We start from the raw sequence: 14518 nt of genomic DNA, 5'->3' as shown, positions 1-14518 counted from the left end.
CTATATGGAAGTGACTCTTTTTTCTATTTAGTCTCACGTATTTTCGTCTATTATTATGCTGCAAAAAATCGGTCAAAATTTTGGCAGCAAAACCTACTTTCTTCCTAAGAATTCAATTATTACTGAAACTATGTTAGACTTAAAATTTAGTGCACATAGACATCCTCATATTTAGTTGTCTTTTTTAGTAAATAAAGAATTGAGGATTTAGAGCAATAGTAATTAGAAAAGGATGAATTAATTGCGTAACATACAAAGTGAGAGTAAATATATATACACATATGTACATCACGTAGACGAGTACGATCTATGTAGAATGGAGATGCGTTCATTTTTTAATGTTGATTCCCAATCAAATTTTATTATAAGCAATATTGAGGTCGACCCTAGCCGTAGTCCTTTTATTCAAGATCGACTTGAAGTGCTGTATGAAGATAACAGCATAGATAACATCAAAGAATTAGTGACCAATCTAATAGTAAATGCAAAAACCTATAAAGTGGTTTGTTTAAATAATTTTGATATAGGTGAAACAAAAAAAATCCCTCAATCAGAGCGTCGATTGATAGAACGCGAAATAGGACTATGTATTGAGGGAGAACCAGACCTTAATTTCCCTGAAGTTGTCTTTGGCCTTTTATTTATAGATGGAAGATGGTACTTTGGCATACATAGCAAAAGTGAATCCATTTGGCGTAAACATTTACACAAGCCACATAGCTATTCAACGGCGCTGAGCACAAGAGTAGCTCGGGCTGTTGCGAACATTGCGGTTCCTCAGCCTCAAAACATTCGTGCTATTGATCCTTGTTGTGGTATAGGAACGGTAATAATCGAAGCTCTTTCCATGGGAATTAATATGGAAGGAAGAGATATGAATCCCCTTGTATGCAATGGTTCACGCGAAAACATTGCCTATTTTGAATTACAAGGAAAAATTACATTAGGTCCCATCTCAGAAGTAACGGACCACTATGATGTAGCGATAATTGATTTACCATATAACTTATTTACGCATTCATCACGTGAAGATCAATTTGATATTATCAAACATGCTCGTCGCATTGCCGATAGAGTTGTTATTGTTACAATTGAAACTATTGATGACTTGATAGCAGATGCTGGATTGGTAATATCAGACCGATGCATTGCTAAAAAGCACACATTTTTACGTCAGATTTTATTATGTGAATAATACTAAGTGATGTATGTGTCCACATAATCATAAAATTGCCCAATGGCTGATTGCTTGATTTCAAAAAATCGTATGCATCAGCCAAATGGCGATCTTGCACATGACTTATAACTATAAATACACGATACATCCTCTTTCTTGTAATTCACCTAACCAAGTTGGTACTTGTAAATCGTGGTTCCATCTAAGATCCAGACGTTCTAATCCTTCTATTTCCAACAACGATTTTGGTAGCTCTGTTAGAAGATTACTTCTTAAATCAACTTCCAATAAATTTGTTAATCGTCCAATCTCTTCCGGCAATGTTGTCAATTGATTATGTCTTAAATTTAATCGTCTTAATTTTAAACATTTAAGTATCGATTGAGGAATAGCCTTTAATTGATTTTCTTCCACGTCTAAAACCCGTAATAATGATAACTCACCTACATTGTCTGGAAGCGTTGTTAGTTGATTATTTTTCAAGTGCAACTCTTTTAAATTACGTAAACCACCAATAGTTGTCGGCAACTCTGTCAATTGATTATTAATGACACGAAGTTCTATTAGTTTGCTTAATTGCCCAAATTCTTCTGGTAATTTTATTAATTGATTATCACTAAGATTTAAATATTTTACTTTGACTAGTTTAGCGATTTCAGGTGGAATGGATTGTAATTTATTATTATGAAGATATAAATAATCCTCCATGTTGTGCAAATTTCCAATTTCAGGTGGAATCACTGCAATATCATTATGCCCTGCATCTAGCATGACTAGCTCTGTTAAGTCCCCGATTGCAGCAGACATATGACTGATTTTATTAACAGATATATTTAATGTGTTTATATTTTTCATGTTGTAAATTTCAACAGGGATTGTCGTGAACGCATTATCAAATAAGCTTAAATGTGTGATTGCTGCTATAGGTACTTCTAAATTGGGTAAAGCATCTAAATTCATATGGTGGAATTTTAATTTCATTAGTTTTTCTCCTCGTTTGTTTCAAATAAATTAATTAAAAATTAAATGTAAATAATCGCCGTGACCTCGAATTAGTTCCTCTTCATCTTTTGATGAAATCCAAAAATAATGGAATATTAGCCCCTCCTCATCTCCTCCACCGGTTGGAGCGTAATCCCATTCATCTAGTGTTTTAAATACATGTATTTTGTAAAAAAATCGATTTTGTACAACACCTTCATCATTTTCCCAAATGTCTTCTGCAAGTAGCTTTTCGACATTGAAATCTTTCAATCCCGTTTCTTCTTTCATTTCCCTTATTACTGCTTGATAGGTGCTTTCTTTAGGTTTTACTGTACCTTTAGGAATCTGTATTCCAGCTTCCATAACCGAATGACGAAAAACTAACACCTGTATTATACCTTCTTTAACACGGGTTATATAACCATAAGCTTTTTTAATCGGCAACATAAACCTCCCCTTTTATTTACATCTTATTGCTTCATTTATAGCCCAGCTTTGATGTTCATGAAATAAAATCTCTTTTGCCTGATTTGGTTCCATCCATTTAAGGAAGTGATCTTCCTCTATAGGACTAGCAATTTGTCTACCTGTATTACATAAGTAAAAAAAGCCATCATTTAGATAATATTTTAATTCAATTGTAGAATAAAAATATCTTCGTGCGCGTCCTATAAAAGGACCTACTGTAACATCCATTCCCATTTCCTCAAGTGCTTCTCTTTTCAAACATTGCGCATGTGTCTCATTATTTTCTAAGCCCCCACCTGGAAGAAAAAACTTACCATTACTTGTTTGAATAATTGCAATTTTATCTTTCTGACTATTGAACATTACACAATAGACTGCAGGTCGTAATATGTATTCTATTTCTTCATCTTTTTCACCGAACGTTTTAATATCCATAATTCACCTCACGTGCTATTACAACGAGAGCTGTCTGGAAAGCAGAAAATTTTATTTATCACATGAAAAGATTAAAAAGAGTGGAATCCTCATCCTTCGTTGATATTCACTTTCACTGCTAAATTTCTCGACTTTTGGTTTTCCTTCTCGAATATCATTAATTTTGAATCCAGCTAGCTTTAAAAGTTGAAAATATTCTTCAACTGTCCGATGATACTTAACAACTTTTTTATCAATCCAAGGTTCTACTCTTTTGCCACTATAAAAATAATCATCTACAATCCAATCTGTCTTAGTAGCTGAAGCTGCTGCACTTTTTATTGATGAAGTTAATACTGGATGCTGAACACTAAATATAAATTTTCCGTTCGAAGCTAAGGATTTATGAATTTCCATAAAGATACTCTTTAAATCTGCTATATAATGTAGAGCTAATCGTGAAACAACTAAATCATAATGTTCTTTTGGAAAATCCCATGCTTCCATTGAAGAAAGATACACATTCCCCTTTGTTTCATTAAGATTTTTAGTAGCTTCTTTTACCATATTTTCAGAGCCTTCAACACCGTCATATTGGATACATCCTTTTTGTAAAAGTTCAACACCAAACTGAGCGTCACCGCATCCTAAATCTAACACCGTTTTCCCTTTTACATCACTCATAAGTTCTAACATTATCGGTTTTTCGATCATATTGTTCGGGCTTTCTACACGATTTCTTCTCGTTAAGTATTCGTTGAAAAATGTTGCATCGTCGTAAGCTGCTACACCACTGTATTCCATGCGATTCACTCCTTGTAGATTTTCACTAATCATCATACCTTACAATAGATAAATATTGTTTAATAAATCAAAAATAAAAAGAGCACAAATTAGTCCTCGCTAATATGTGCCCCATTATTTTATTTCGCTAATGATTTTGCTTCTCTTTATCCTTTCTAATTTTCATCATTATTAAGGTCATAATAAAACCAACAAAAATGACAATCCAATTATCAATAGCAGAAAAAGAAAATATTTTTGAAATGATAAAAAACACAACAAAATATGCGGTAATCATAAATGAACCATGCTCTGTGATAAATGAACCGAAATCTCTTCTTTTTTTCATAAGAAATAACTTCCACTTCCTTTTAAATCATTTTGTCACTAAACTTCTATGTTAATATTCATGTGATTTTGGGTAAAATAATCTCTATTTCCATAATCGTTTTTATAAATCTTATATATTATTTCTTTAGAATCAATTATTTTATCTTTAAATCCATTTAAATAAAAAACTATCTTCCCCCGCTAACATTAATGATTTCACCTAATATATAATTCGAAGCATCAGATACAAGAAAAGCTATTGTTTCTGCGATTTCAACTGGTTGTGCTACTCGTTTTATAGGTATAGTTGCAGACATGCGAGAAAGTCGATCATCATTTGGCGCAAACTTTTCATGGAAAGGCGTTTCCACCATTCCAGGTGCCACTCCGTTTACAATGATGCCATATTCGATTAGTTCTTTAGCCATGCCAATCGTCATTGTATTTAAGGCCCCCTTGGAAGAAGCGTAATGAATGCTTTCACCAGCACCTCCAATGCGAGCAGCAGTTGAAGATATATTGATTATCTTGCCTTCTTTTCTTGGAATCATATGTGTTAATACGGCTTGTGAACATAAAAGAACACTAATAATGTTTAGCCTGTATGTTTCTTCCCACAATTCTTCACTTGCATCCATAAACGTACTTTGTCGTATACCACCAGCAGCATTATTAATTAGAATATCAATTTTCCCAAAGGATGCTAGAGCCTGATCCACCATTGCATTCACTTGCTCTTTATTTGTGACATCCGCTTGAATAAGCATCGCCTCTCCACCATTCTCTTGAATGCACTGTACTGTTTCTAAAGCCCCTTTTTCATTCGAAAGATAGTTAACAATGATCCTTGCACCTTTAGATGCAAGTAATTCCGCTGTAGCACGTCCAATTCCTGAGCTTGCACCTGTTATTAAAATCACTTTTCCAAGTAAGTTTTGCATAGTTTCCCTCCTAAATATTTGTTATAAATATAACTTAGCAATTAAATTGTCATTTGTAAGGAATTTTATTTAACAAAATTTATATGAAACAAAAAATTAAATTATTATTATCTAAAGATAGAATTTAACTCTAGCAATACTAAAAGACTGCAAAAATTAATATAAGTTATTATACAGCCTATATAATTATCCAAACGTAGGAAACCAATAAATGTAACTAAATAAACAAATAAAACCCCATTGCAATGAAATCTTCTATTTTCATCTGCAATGCGCACGTTAGGAATTCTTTCTAACTTTTAGCTTCATTCAGCAGGACGGAAAAAAGCACCCAAATTGGGTGCCCTTTGAATGTAGTTTAGTTTTCATTAAACATTTAAACTGGGATTGGACATGCCTTTCCAGGAACACATGTTGGAGGCTTAGAAGGATACCCTCCGCTGCCACCTCCTCCTTGCTCGTTTGTCGCGCTTGCGCTCGCACCAAATGATAAAGTCACTACTAGAAGCATTGCAGTAGCCACTGACCATATAGTTTTTTTCTTTTTCATTATTTCAATCACTCCTTCATCTATTTTTTGCACTACAATTACTATATTAGACATTATTTGTAAAAACCCTTCGATTTTTTAAAAGTTTTTTTATTTAATTTAAGAGACGAATCTTTTACGCTACTCTATTGCATAAAAAAATACTCAACCTTAAAAATCGGTTAAGTACTTAATTCATTAAAATATTCTAAATCTGGTTCAGCTAAACACGGTAATAAATCATAAATTATATACAATTTCTTATCACTCTCAAGGTCCATACGGTGAGCCACGATACTAAGGTTGTTATTGAATTGTATATTCCGGAAGCTTTCATCGCTTAATTCAATTTGAATGAATTATAATTTTTTAGGTTGATTCGGGGTACTTATCGGGGTACAAACTAAATTTGTACCCCTCAACCCTTGATATATAAGCATTTATCACTCTATCGAAATATATTATGTTCATAGAGAAAATCATAAGAAAGATCGACGAATAAATATTCGTGTTCATTAATAGCAATCGAAAACGTTCGTGTAATTTCCCCTGTCTCGATATCTCGATATAGTTCTGAAATTTCACCATTTTGATCATTACGCATTTTAATAATCGTTTGCAGGAAATACGGTCGCCAACTCCAATTTTTATTAATCGCGTTTGGCTGTAATTCCCATTTCCCTTCTAAACGCATAACGTTGGGCGTTAATTGGAAACCATCCTCATTACAAATATATAATCGGAAAGAATAATGGTCTAATAGTTCCGCTAAATGCTCTAATTGTGAAATATTATCGCTAGAAGGTTTTACACGATGAACAATTGCTTCTAGCTCTTCTCTTAATTTCTTTAACTCGAAATATTGTGCCTCAAGCATTTTCTTTTCAGAAGTAATAAATTGCTGACATTCTTCTTTAAAACGTTCCTTTAATATATCTTTCTCCACAAATGTCTTTGCAGCATTTGCTAAATACGAACCTTGATAGAAGCGTCCGCCATTTTTCCAAGCAAATTGCAATTGATAAACTGTACCAATCCCTTCAAACAATAGGTTTGCGCCTATTTTATAAGCCAAACTTCCAATTGCAGAAATCATGTCGGATTGAGCAGACCACGAATCATAATTCAAATCGCGAATATTTACCTTTAAAATTTGAGGTGATAATAATGCGATATGCTCTAAATGGCTTTCAGCTCCTACTTCCTGTACAGCTATTTTCACACCAAATGTTGTAAAATAACGAAGTGCATGGTGTAGTTTATTGATATCACCTAAAAACCGATGCTCGGAAACCACCAATACGATGCGGTGTAAGTCTTCTTCGCCAATATATTGTTGAATAATATTAAAGTGACTTTCACCGAAATCTTGCATTAACAAATTCGGATTACTAGGAATATAAATATCAATGTCAGATGCTATTGTATCTATTTGGGTTAGTGCTGCGTGCAAAATTTTATGTTCCATATCAATACGATATTCTTCTGGAATATCTTCATTATTAACAAAGTCTTTTAAGTTAATTTGCTGTCCTTCTATTTGTAACTGACCGGAAATTTCGTAGGCAATCACCGTATGCGCATCAGCGCTAAATATAGGTTGAAAATACCCATGTATTTGGTCTAAATTAGTTAACACTTCAATTGCGTCCATTGTCGAAACCTCCATACTTGAATAATCATTATTATTCAAAAATAACATTACATCTACAGTACATTTTATAAAAAAGCTCTCTGACTGTATAATAGTGTGTTTATAGGAATTTCGCAACTTCACATGCACAATTTTTGGCCAATAGCCAATCACTTTAAATGGTCACTAATTCTTTTTCTTGCCGTTTCGGTGCTATAAGTTCTGGCAGACGCACCCAGCTCAATCCAAGCGTACCCTCTCCTGCATGAACGCCAACACAAGCACTCAATGGCAGAACACGAAAAGTAATAAGAGGATAAGCTTTTTCTAAAGCTGATTTCCAAATAATCGCGCCTTTTTCATTATTGCAGTGAATAACTGCTACCTCTGGGATAATACTTGATTCCAAATCGTTACTTAAAAGATTTTCCACATATGCTTTTGCTTTTGTTGCTGCGCGTACTTTTTCTTTCATAACAACTTTCCCATTTTCAAAAGAAATAACGACCTTTATATTTAATAGGTGACTCAAAAATGCCTGTGTTCCTGAAACGCGACCACTTTTATGCAATTGAGATAAGCTTGCCGGGATAAAGGATAGCTCACTGTGATCAGCAAGTTCATTTATCTTTTCAACGATTTGATTCGGTTCGAAACCTTCTCGCTCTAATTGCTGACCAAGTTCAATCATTTTCATCATTGGAAATGAGCCGATTTTTGAATCGATTGGATATACCTCAAATTCCGCTTGTTGCGCTGCCGTGAAAGCGCTTAAATAAGTGCCCGACAAATGTTGCGAAGTATGAATAGCAATAGCACAGGCATAGCCCTGCTGCTTTAACGATTTATATAACTCTACCACATCACCTATGGCAGGCTGAGATGTCTTTGGATGTGTTTTAGTAGTACGAAGTTTGTCATAAAATTCATCATGTGTCATATCAACAGTTTCTCGTAATACACCTTCATCAAAAACAATATTAAGTGGTAAAACGTGAATTTGATTGTCCTGTATGAATTTTTCATCTAACAATGCTGCTGTATCTGTAACCCATGCTATTTTCTTTTTCATTAAATGCTGTGCTCCTTGTCTATTGTAAAATATTATTATCCTTATAGCTTATGCAACTATACATAGACAGAACCGTGATGAATAGTGACATTTATCATAATCAGAAATTTTTTTTACATCGTTCGACATCATTCCGACAATATTCGCAATAAAAAAACAGTATTCCAAAAGTATGTAGTGTTCACACTTTTAGAATACTGCTATCGCTTATTCATTCATAAAGAAATACCAAACTACAGCTAGGACCATCAACGATAAAAGAACTGCAATCGTTACACGTAGTGGCGAAATCGGAGCATCTCCTCCTACACGCCCCGTTTGACCATTCACCATAAATCTGAAAATTTTATCTTTATATCGGAAAGAAGAAAGCCAAATTGGTAACATTAAATATTTATATGTAATGTCATCATGTGTTGTAGAGAAGCGCACATTGGAAACAACATCTGCAAACTTTTCCACACGGATTTTTGAAGTAATTTGTGCGTTTAAGTGGTCGTGAATTTCTCTCTTTGCTTGACTCCAACCATCCTGTAACCCAATGCTATATCGCTCTGACAGAAAACCTGCCACATATTCTGGCTTATAGGATTTATTGTTCAGTAAGTTAAATGGTTCAATTTTACGCATCATTTGACGGTCATAACGAGTCGTTGCACTTATTAAATGATCATCTATAAACTCCTGGTAAAAACCACTTGTAGAATACCAATCTGTTACAGTCTTTTGATTGCCATCTTTGTCAGTTACCGTACGATGTTTGCCATAGCTTGCTGAGTAGCGTGAGCTTGTTTTTGTATCAAATGTCCAATACGGCAGATATACACCTTTAAAAGAATCTGGCCTTGCACTAATTTTTGCTGCTTTGGGCGTAAACCATCTTCCTTTAATCCACTTTTGAAAATTTTCCCCTGCTTGTTTATCTGTTACTTCAAAAGCACATACACCATTTGGAGCAAGTGTGTTTTCAGCACTGGCTTCCATTACTTGATTTGAGCCACAATACGGACAGCTATCCGCTACTTGTAATGCATCGTAAATTGTTTCAGCTGCACAAGCTTTACAAATCACTGTTTTTTTCTCTACGCCCCAGTTAAAGTTTCCTCGTTCCTCAGCTTTCGCAAAGTCCATTTCCTGTGCCACTTTTTCTTGTTCCATTTCTGGTGTAGCAATCTCTGTTTCAAAGCCACAGTAAGGACAAGTCAGCTTGCCTGTTGCTGGGTTAAATTCAATTGATGCACTGCATGATGGACATTCAGCATCGAATTCTAGCTTTGCCTCTTTGACGTTTTCCGCTTCTTGCGTCGTCATCATCAGTCATCTCCTTACTTCATATCATTATCATCAAAAATATCGCCACACTCAGGGCAAAACTTTGGAGGATTTGCAGGGTTTTCTGGTTCCCACCCACATTTATCACAAGCATATTGCAATACGCCTATAGGTTTTTTGGCCCCACATTCACTACAGAATTTACCTTTATTGATCGTGCCGCATGCACATGTCCAGCCCTCTTCTACTGGCTTCGATGCTCCACAATTCGAACAAAATTTACCTGTATTCTCCTGCCCACATGTACATGTCCAAGCATTAGAAGGGCTTGATTGTGTTTGTGTAGTTGCTTGTGCCTGTTTATTTTGTTCGCTCATTTGGAATAGCTGACTTGCGTTGACGCCACCTGCTTGTGTCGCCATGTTCATACCCATGAACCCTGCCATCGCACCCCCATCGTTGTGTGCAGCGGCAATCATCGCTTCTGCTTGTGCGCCTGTTAAATGAGCTGCAGCCATCCCTGGATCACGCATTACCGCATTACGCTGTAGTTGTTTAATCATCGCTTCATCTTCGTCAGATGCTTTTAATGAACTAACTCCAAAAGACACAACAGCTAAACCACGTGTTGCAAGCCATTTTTCTGATAGCACTTTGTTAAGGGCGTCTGCTAGCGCCACTGTATGAGCAGGAATTTCACTATAACGAACGCCACTAGCAGAAATATGAGCAAAAGCTGGCTGTAACGCTGTCATAAGCTCTGTTTTCAATTGACTATCAATAGCGTCACGAATATATTCGCTCTCTACATTTCCACAGACATTTGTATAAAATAATAATGGGTCTACAATTTTATATGAATATTCGCCATGACAACGAATGGCAATATCAATATCTAGGCCGATATTGCGGTCAATAACACGGAAAGGAATTGGTGCAGGTGTCCCATACTTATTGCCGACAATTTCTTTCTTATTAAAATAATACACACGCTGATCTTTTCCTGGCTCTCCACCAAAGGTAAAACGCTTTCCAATTTGCTTAAACGTCTCCGTAATGTTTGATGAAAGGTCTTCGCCATACATAATAGATGGCTCAGTAGATGTGTCATAGACATATTCACCGGATTCTGAAGAAAACTCCACTACTTTTCCCTGCTCGACAATCATCATACATTGCCCTTCATTGATTGCAATGATAGAGCCATTACTAATAATATTATTATTTCCTTTATTTGAGCCGCGTTTAGAAGAGCGTTTTACACCTTTAGCGACAAGAACATCCGCTGATAAAGACTCGCAGTAAAAATACTCTCGCCACTGATCTTCTAATACACCTGTTAATGCACCAATACCTGCTTTTAATAAACCCATTTTATTTCCCACCTTTAAATAAATACTTAACACTATTTTATCACTAAAAATATTGAACTCACTATTGTATTACGCAGGAATGGACATTTTGTTTCAAAATTTTTGCTTAGGTCATAAAAATCCGGCATAACAGAATGCAAGTAAAGTCGTTATTTGCCTAATGAAAAACCGTCAAATAATTTTCCGCCATAAGGCTCAAGTACATTTTGAACCAACTTAATAATGTGTTCTTTATCGCCCGTTTTATAAAAAATATCAAAAGCATTAATAAACTGTTGCGTAAATGCCTCATCATATTGCATTAATGCACGCACTACCCATTTCGAATGACCAATCCATTGACGGTTTGTTCTTAACACAAATTCACTTACTAATTCAGCAAGTGCATTCGCTATAAATAATTCTTCTGCTTTATTTGAACAACCTATAAGATCATCCAATGCATCCGAGATAAAATATTGTTTTGTTTTAATCGTTTGTTGCGACCATTTTTCTGGGCCCTTCTTTAATAGTTGATTCGCTTCTTCTTTAATGACTTCAATAAAACTGTTATCTTTTAAAATGATTCCTTCTGAAACCATTCTTGGCATGGAAGGTCTCGCTCTTTTATAATCTTCGTCAAAATACTGCTTATAAGATGTCAAATTGTGTACAAACACTTCTATAGCCCAACCGTTAGCTATTAAGGATTCTCGATAAGAGGTCATACGATGATTGTCAAATACAACGATATCTAGGTCAGACGTTTCTGTTGCTTCGCCACGAACAACACTTCCAGCTAATAATGCTCCATCACAATGAGGAAAATGTTTTGCAATAAACTGCTGTGCCGCCTCGATTGCATTGCCCTTTTTTAGATGATTCACTTTTTCCACCTCAGCTTAGTAATTATCATACTAAAACAATTTGCTATGATGAACATTCTACATTTAAAATCATATTCCTTTAAAAAGACCTAACTAATAATTACTTGTGTCTAAAGAATAATATTGTAATTAATAACAATTTGCGGAAATCGTGTATAATGACTATAGAGAACTATTTAGCCTTATAGTTACTTTTGTATAGTAATAATCTAAAAGGAAGGAGCTATTCCATGGAGCAACAAGAAATTTTAACGATTACAGATTTGACGAAGAGTTATGGTAGTAAGGAAATATTAAAAGGAATCGACTTACATGTTGCAAGAGGAGAAATTATTGGTTATATCGGTCCAAATGGTGCTGGTAAGAGTACGACTGTTAAAATCATTTTAGGGATCGAGGCCGAATACGGTGGAGAAATAAAGCTATTCGGAGAAGATATTAGGCAAAATAACATTGAATATAAACGAAAAATTGGCTATGTGCCAGAAATAGCCGATGTTTATGATAATTTAACTGGTTACGAGTATTTGACCTTTATCGGCCAGCTTTACGGGTTAAATTTTGATTTTGCCGCTACTAAGTCTAAATCATTAATGGAATTGTTTGGGGTTGGAGAAGCATATCATGCAAGAATATCCTCGTATTCAAAAGGAATGAGGCAAAAGCTATTAATTATCGCCAGCCTTATACATAATCCAGATTTACTGTTCTTGGATGAACCTATTAATGGCTTGGATGCGAATAGTGTAATGATCTTCAAAGAAATTTTAACGCAATTAGCAGCCCATGGTAAAACAATATTTTATTCCTCTCATATCATGGATGTTGTTGAAAAAATCAGTAGTCGCATAATTTTATTGAACGATGGAATAATCGCTGCTGACGGAACATTTGCCCAATTACAAACAGCTAATACAGCAGGAACTTTAGAAGGGATTTTCAATCAACTTACAGGTTTCCATAATCATAAGGAAATTGGTGAACAATTCGTATCGGTAGTCCAGGAGGTGTAGAAATGAAAGATTTTAAAATCCTGCAACTGCTTGATAAATTGCATTTTATTTTTCGCAAACTAGGCATTGATTATCAGATTATGAGACAAATCCTTCATATTAAACTAACTATGGATGAAAGAAAAGTACCGACCATCTTTAACCAAAACAAAAAAGATCAGAAAAATAGTTACATAAAGTCTTTATGGATTTATGCCTTATACGGCCTTGTGCTAATTCCATTTATCGTCTTTGGCCAAAACTATCATTTTCAGATGAGCATTGCTTTTGGTATGATAATTTTTATCATCATGACAACATTAATCTCTGACTTTTCTTCAGTACTTCTGGATGTGCGTGATCGAAGCATCCTCTCAACTAAGCCCATTACTGCTAAAACGGTGAACGCTGCCAAATGTATGCATATACTCATCTACTTAACTTACTTAACAATTGCCTTAACAGCAATTCCGCTTTTAGTCGGCTTATTTACTCAAGGAGTATTATTCTTTCTATTAACTGTACTAGCACTTATCTTCATTAATATTTTCATTGTCGTTTTAACGTCGATTTTATATATTGTGATTTTGAGATTTTTTGATGGAGAAAAACTAAAGGATATTATCAATTATGTGCAAATCGGTTTATCATTGGTTTTGATGATTGGTTACCAAGTACTGATTAGATCCTTTGAATTTGTTGATTTTAATATAGTCGTAACGTCTAATTGGTGGAGTATTTTCATCATCCCGATGTGGTTTGCAGCTCCATATGAGCTAATCCTTAATGGGAATAACTCATTTTTCATTATTTTATGTACTATTTTCTCTGTCATCGTACCACTTTTATCAATATTGCTTTATATTAGGCTTATCCCTACATTTGAACGTAATTTACAAAAGTTATTAGGTACAAGTAAATCAAAAAAAGAAAAGAAAAGTCGCTTAAAAGATTATTTATTAACGTTCATTTGCCGAACATCAGAGGAAAGAGCCTTTTACCGATTTGCCTCCCTTATGATGAAACAAGAGCGAGAGTTTAAATTGAAGGTTTACCCATCTTTAGGCTTTTCATTCGTCATCCCTTTTATTTTTATATTTAATATTATTCGTGCAGAAGATGTTGATTATTCTGTCAGTATGAGCTATTTAAACATTTATTTTAGTATGCTAATCATCCCGTCAGCCGTGATTATGCTTGGCCATTCAGCAAAGTTTAAAGCAGCTTGGATATATAAAGTCTTCCCAATTAAAGAATATACAGACTTACAAAAAGGCAGTCTAAAAGCTTTTCTAATAAAGTTGTATATACCTTTATACATTGTCCTAAGCATCGTATTTTGCTTTATTTATGGCCCAAGAATCATTCCAGATTTATTGACTGTTTTAGTAGCAAGCTGTTTGTACACGATTATTTGTTATGTAGGTTCTGGAAGTAAGATTCCCTTTGCGAAGCCATATGACGAAATCGGTGATGGACAGAGCTGGCAGTCCTTAATCTTATTTATTCCTTTAGGTATTCTAGCAGGTCTGCACTATTACATGGCGACACACATTTCTTATGGCACAATTATTTATTTGATAGTACTTCTAATCGCGAATTTCATTTCTTGGAAGCTCTTGTTTAAACGATCTAACCATTAGTACAAGGGGCTTCCGATAAGCACTATTCGAATTAATAAATA

The 14518-nt window shown here is 34.7% G+C and carries 15 protein-coding genes; 3 read left to right on the top strand and 12 right to left on the bottom strand.

From position 1 onward, the window contains the following. Positions 1-241 precede the first annotated feature (241 nt). Positions 242-1195, top strand: a complete 954-nt coding sequence (locus tag ACQKNX_RS05200; protein WP_427427895.1) for a TRM11 family SAM-dependent methyltransferase — start codon at positions 242-244, stop codon at positions 1193-1195. 111 nt (positions 1196-1306) lie between these two features. On the opposite strand, the gene ACQKNX_RS05195 is transcribed toward ACQKNX_RS05200, so the two are convergent. The 12 genes from ACQKNX_RS05195 to ACQKNX_RS05140 form a co-directional block, all read right to left on the bottom strand. Continuing rightward, a complete protein-coding gene (locus tag ACQKNX_RS05195; protein ID WP_427427894.1) occupies positions 1307-2158 on the bottom strand; it encodes a leucine-rich repeat domain-containing protein in 852 nt (283 codons plus the stop codon). 30 nt (positions 2159-2188) lie between these two features. Beyond that, entirely contained in the window at positions 2189-2608 is a 420-nt protein-coding gene (locus ACQKNX_RS05190; RefSeq protein WP_427427893.1) for an NUDIX hydrolase, read from the bottom strand. A gap of 12 nt (positions 2609-2620) precedes the next feature. Continuing rightward, positions 2621-3064, bottom strand: coding sequence for an NUDIX hydrolase (locus tag ACQKNX_RS05185; RefSeq protein ID WP_427427892.1), 444 nt, complete (start codon positions 3062-3064; stop codon positions 2621-2623). Between the two features lie 51 nt (positions 3065-3115). Further along, positions 3116-3847, bottom strand: coding sequence for a class I SAM-dependent DNA methyltransferase (locus tag ACQKNX_RS05180; protein ID WP_427427891.1), 732 nt, complete (start codon positions 3845-3847; stop codon positions 3116-3118). 127 nt (positions 3848-3974) lie between these two features. Then, complete coding sequence (locus ACQKNX_RS05175; protein WP_427427890.1) at positions 3975-4175, bottom strand: hypothetical protein; 201 nt, start codon at positions 4173-4175, stop codon at positions 3975-3977. Positions 4176-4344: 169 nt separating this feature from the next. Then, positions 4345-5097 (bottom strand): SDR family NAD(P)-dependent oxidoreductase, encoded by a 753-nt coding sequence (locus ACQKNX_RS05170; protein ID WP_427427889.1) that lies wholly within the window; start codon positions 5095-5097, stop codon positions 4345-4347. A gap of 376 nt (positions 5098-5473) precedes the next feature. Next, the gene (locus tag ACQKNX_RS05165; protein WP_427427888.1) at positions 5474-5647 is read right to left on the bottom strand and encodes a hypothetical protein; all 174 of its coding nucleotides are present in this window, start codon (positions 5645-5647) and stop codon (positions 5474-5476) included. 427 nt (positions 5648-6074) lie between these two features. Further along, complete coding sequence (locus tag ACQKNX_RS05160) at positions 6075-7280, bottom strand: EAL-associated domain-containing protein (protein WP_427427887.1); 1206 nt, start codon at positions 7278-7280, stop codon at positions 6075-6077. A gap of 154 nt (positions 7281-7434) precedes the next feature. Continuing rightward, a complete protein-coding gene (locus ACQKNX_RS05155) occupies positions 7435-8331 on the bottom strand; it encodes a DegV family protein (protein ID WP_427427886.1) in 897 nt (298 codons plus the stop codon). Positions 8332-8538: 207 nt separating this feature from the next. Next, positions 8539-9642 carry a hypothetical protein gene (locus tag ACQKNX_RS05150; RefSeq protein ID WP_427428265.1) on the bottom strand — a complete coding sequence of 368 codons (1104 nt, stop codon included), beginning with the start codon at positions 9640-9642 and terminating at the stop codon, positions 8539-8541. 14 nt (positions 9643-9656) lie between these two features. Next, positions 9657-10976 carry an SPFH domain-containing protein gene (locus tag ACQKNX_RS05145; RefSeq protein ID WP_427427885.1) on the bottom strand — a complete coding sequence of 440 codons (1320 nt, stop codon included), beginning with the start codon at positions 10974-10976 and terminating at the stop codon, positions 9657-9659. Positions 10977-11125: 149 nt separating this feature from the next. Further along, positions 11126-11842: a nucleotidyltransferase domain-containing protein gene (locus ACQKNX_RS05140; protein ID WP_427427884.1), complete on the bottom strand. Its 717-nt coding sequence runs from the start codon at positions 11840-11842 to the stop codon at positions 11126-11128. 230 nt (positions 11843-12072) lie between these two features. Here ACQKNX_RS05140 and ACQKNX_RS05135 point away from each other — a divergent pair, with 230 nt between their 5' ends. Further along, positions 12073-12855, top strand: coding sequence for an ABC transporter ATP-binding protein (locus ACQKNX_RS05135; RefSeq protein WP_427427883.1), 783 nt, complete (start codon positions 12073-12075; stop codon positions 12853-12855). A gap of 2 nt (positions 12856-12857) precedes the next feature. Then, positions 12858-14477 (top strand): hypothetical protein, encoded by a 1620-nt coding sequence (locus tag ACQKNX_RS05130; RefSeq protein WP_427427882.1) that lies wholly within the window; start codon positions 12858-12860, stop codon positions 14475-14477. The last annotated feature ends 41 nt before the right edge of the window (positions 14478-14518 follow it).

It is taken from the genome of Lysinibacillus sp. NPDC093712 (genome assembly GCF_050280025.1).
Taxonomy (GTDB): domain Bacteria; phylum Bacillota; class Bacilli; order Bacillales_A; family Planococcaceae; genus Lysinibacillus.
The sequence above is the reverse complement of the archived record's forward strand: the minus strand, read 5'-3'. Positions and strand labels throughout refer to the sequence as shown.

Coding starts and splice junctions, on each gene's coding strand:
- ACQKNX_RS05145 (WP_427427885.1), bottom strand. CDS start 10,976: ATGGGTTTATTAAAAGCAGGTATTGGTGCATTAACAGGTGTATTAGAA.
- ACQKNX_RS05195 (WP_427427894.1), bottom strand. CDS start 2,158: ATGAAATTAAAATTCCACCATATGAATTTAGATGCTTTACCCAATTTA.
- ACQKNX_RS05185 (WP_427427892.1), bottom strand. CDS start 3,064: ATGGATATTAAAACGTTCGGTGAAAAAGATGAAGAAATAGAATACATA.
- ACQKNX_RS05165 (WP_427427888.1), bottom strand. CDS start 5,647: ATGAAAAAGAAAAAAACTATATGGTCAGTGGCTACTGCAATGCTTCTA.
- ACQKNX_RS05190 (WP_427427893.1), bottom strand. CDS start 2,608: ATGTTGCCGATTAAAAAAGCTTATGGTTATATAACCCGTGTTAAAGAA.
- ACQKNX_RS05160 (WP_427427887.1), bottom strand. CDS start 7,280: ATGGACGCAATTGAAGTGTTAACTAATTTAGACCAAATACATGGGTAT.
- ACQKNX_RS05170 (WP_427427889.1), bottom strand. CDS start 5,097: ATGCAAAACTTACTTGGAAAAGTGATTTTAATAACAGGTGCAAGCTCA.
- ACQKNX_RS05175 (WP_427427890.1), bottom strand. CDS start 4,175: ATGAAAAAAAGAAGAGATTTCGGTTCATTTATCACAGAGCATGGTTCA.
- ACQKNX_RS05155 (WP_427427886.1), bottom strand. CDS start 8,331: ATGAAAAAGAAAATAGCATGGGTTACAGATACAGCAGCATTGTTAGAT.
- ACQKNX_RS05130 (WP_427427882.1), top strand. CDS start 12,858: ATGAAAGATTTTAAAATCCTGCAACTGCTTGATAAATTGCATTTTATT.
- ACQKNX_RS05150 (WP_427428265.1), bottom strand. CDS start 9,642: ATGACGACGCAAGAAGCGGAAAACGTCAAAGAGGCAAAGCTAGAATTC.
- ACQKNX_RS05135 (WP_427427883.1), top strand. CDS start 12,073: ATGGAGCAACAAGAAATTTTAACGATTACAGATTTGACGAAGAGTTAT.
- ACQKNX_RS05180 (WP_427427891.1), bottom strand. CDS start 3,847: ATGGAATACAGTGGTGTAGCAGCTTACGACGATGCAACATTTTTCAAC.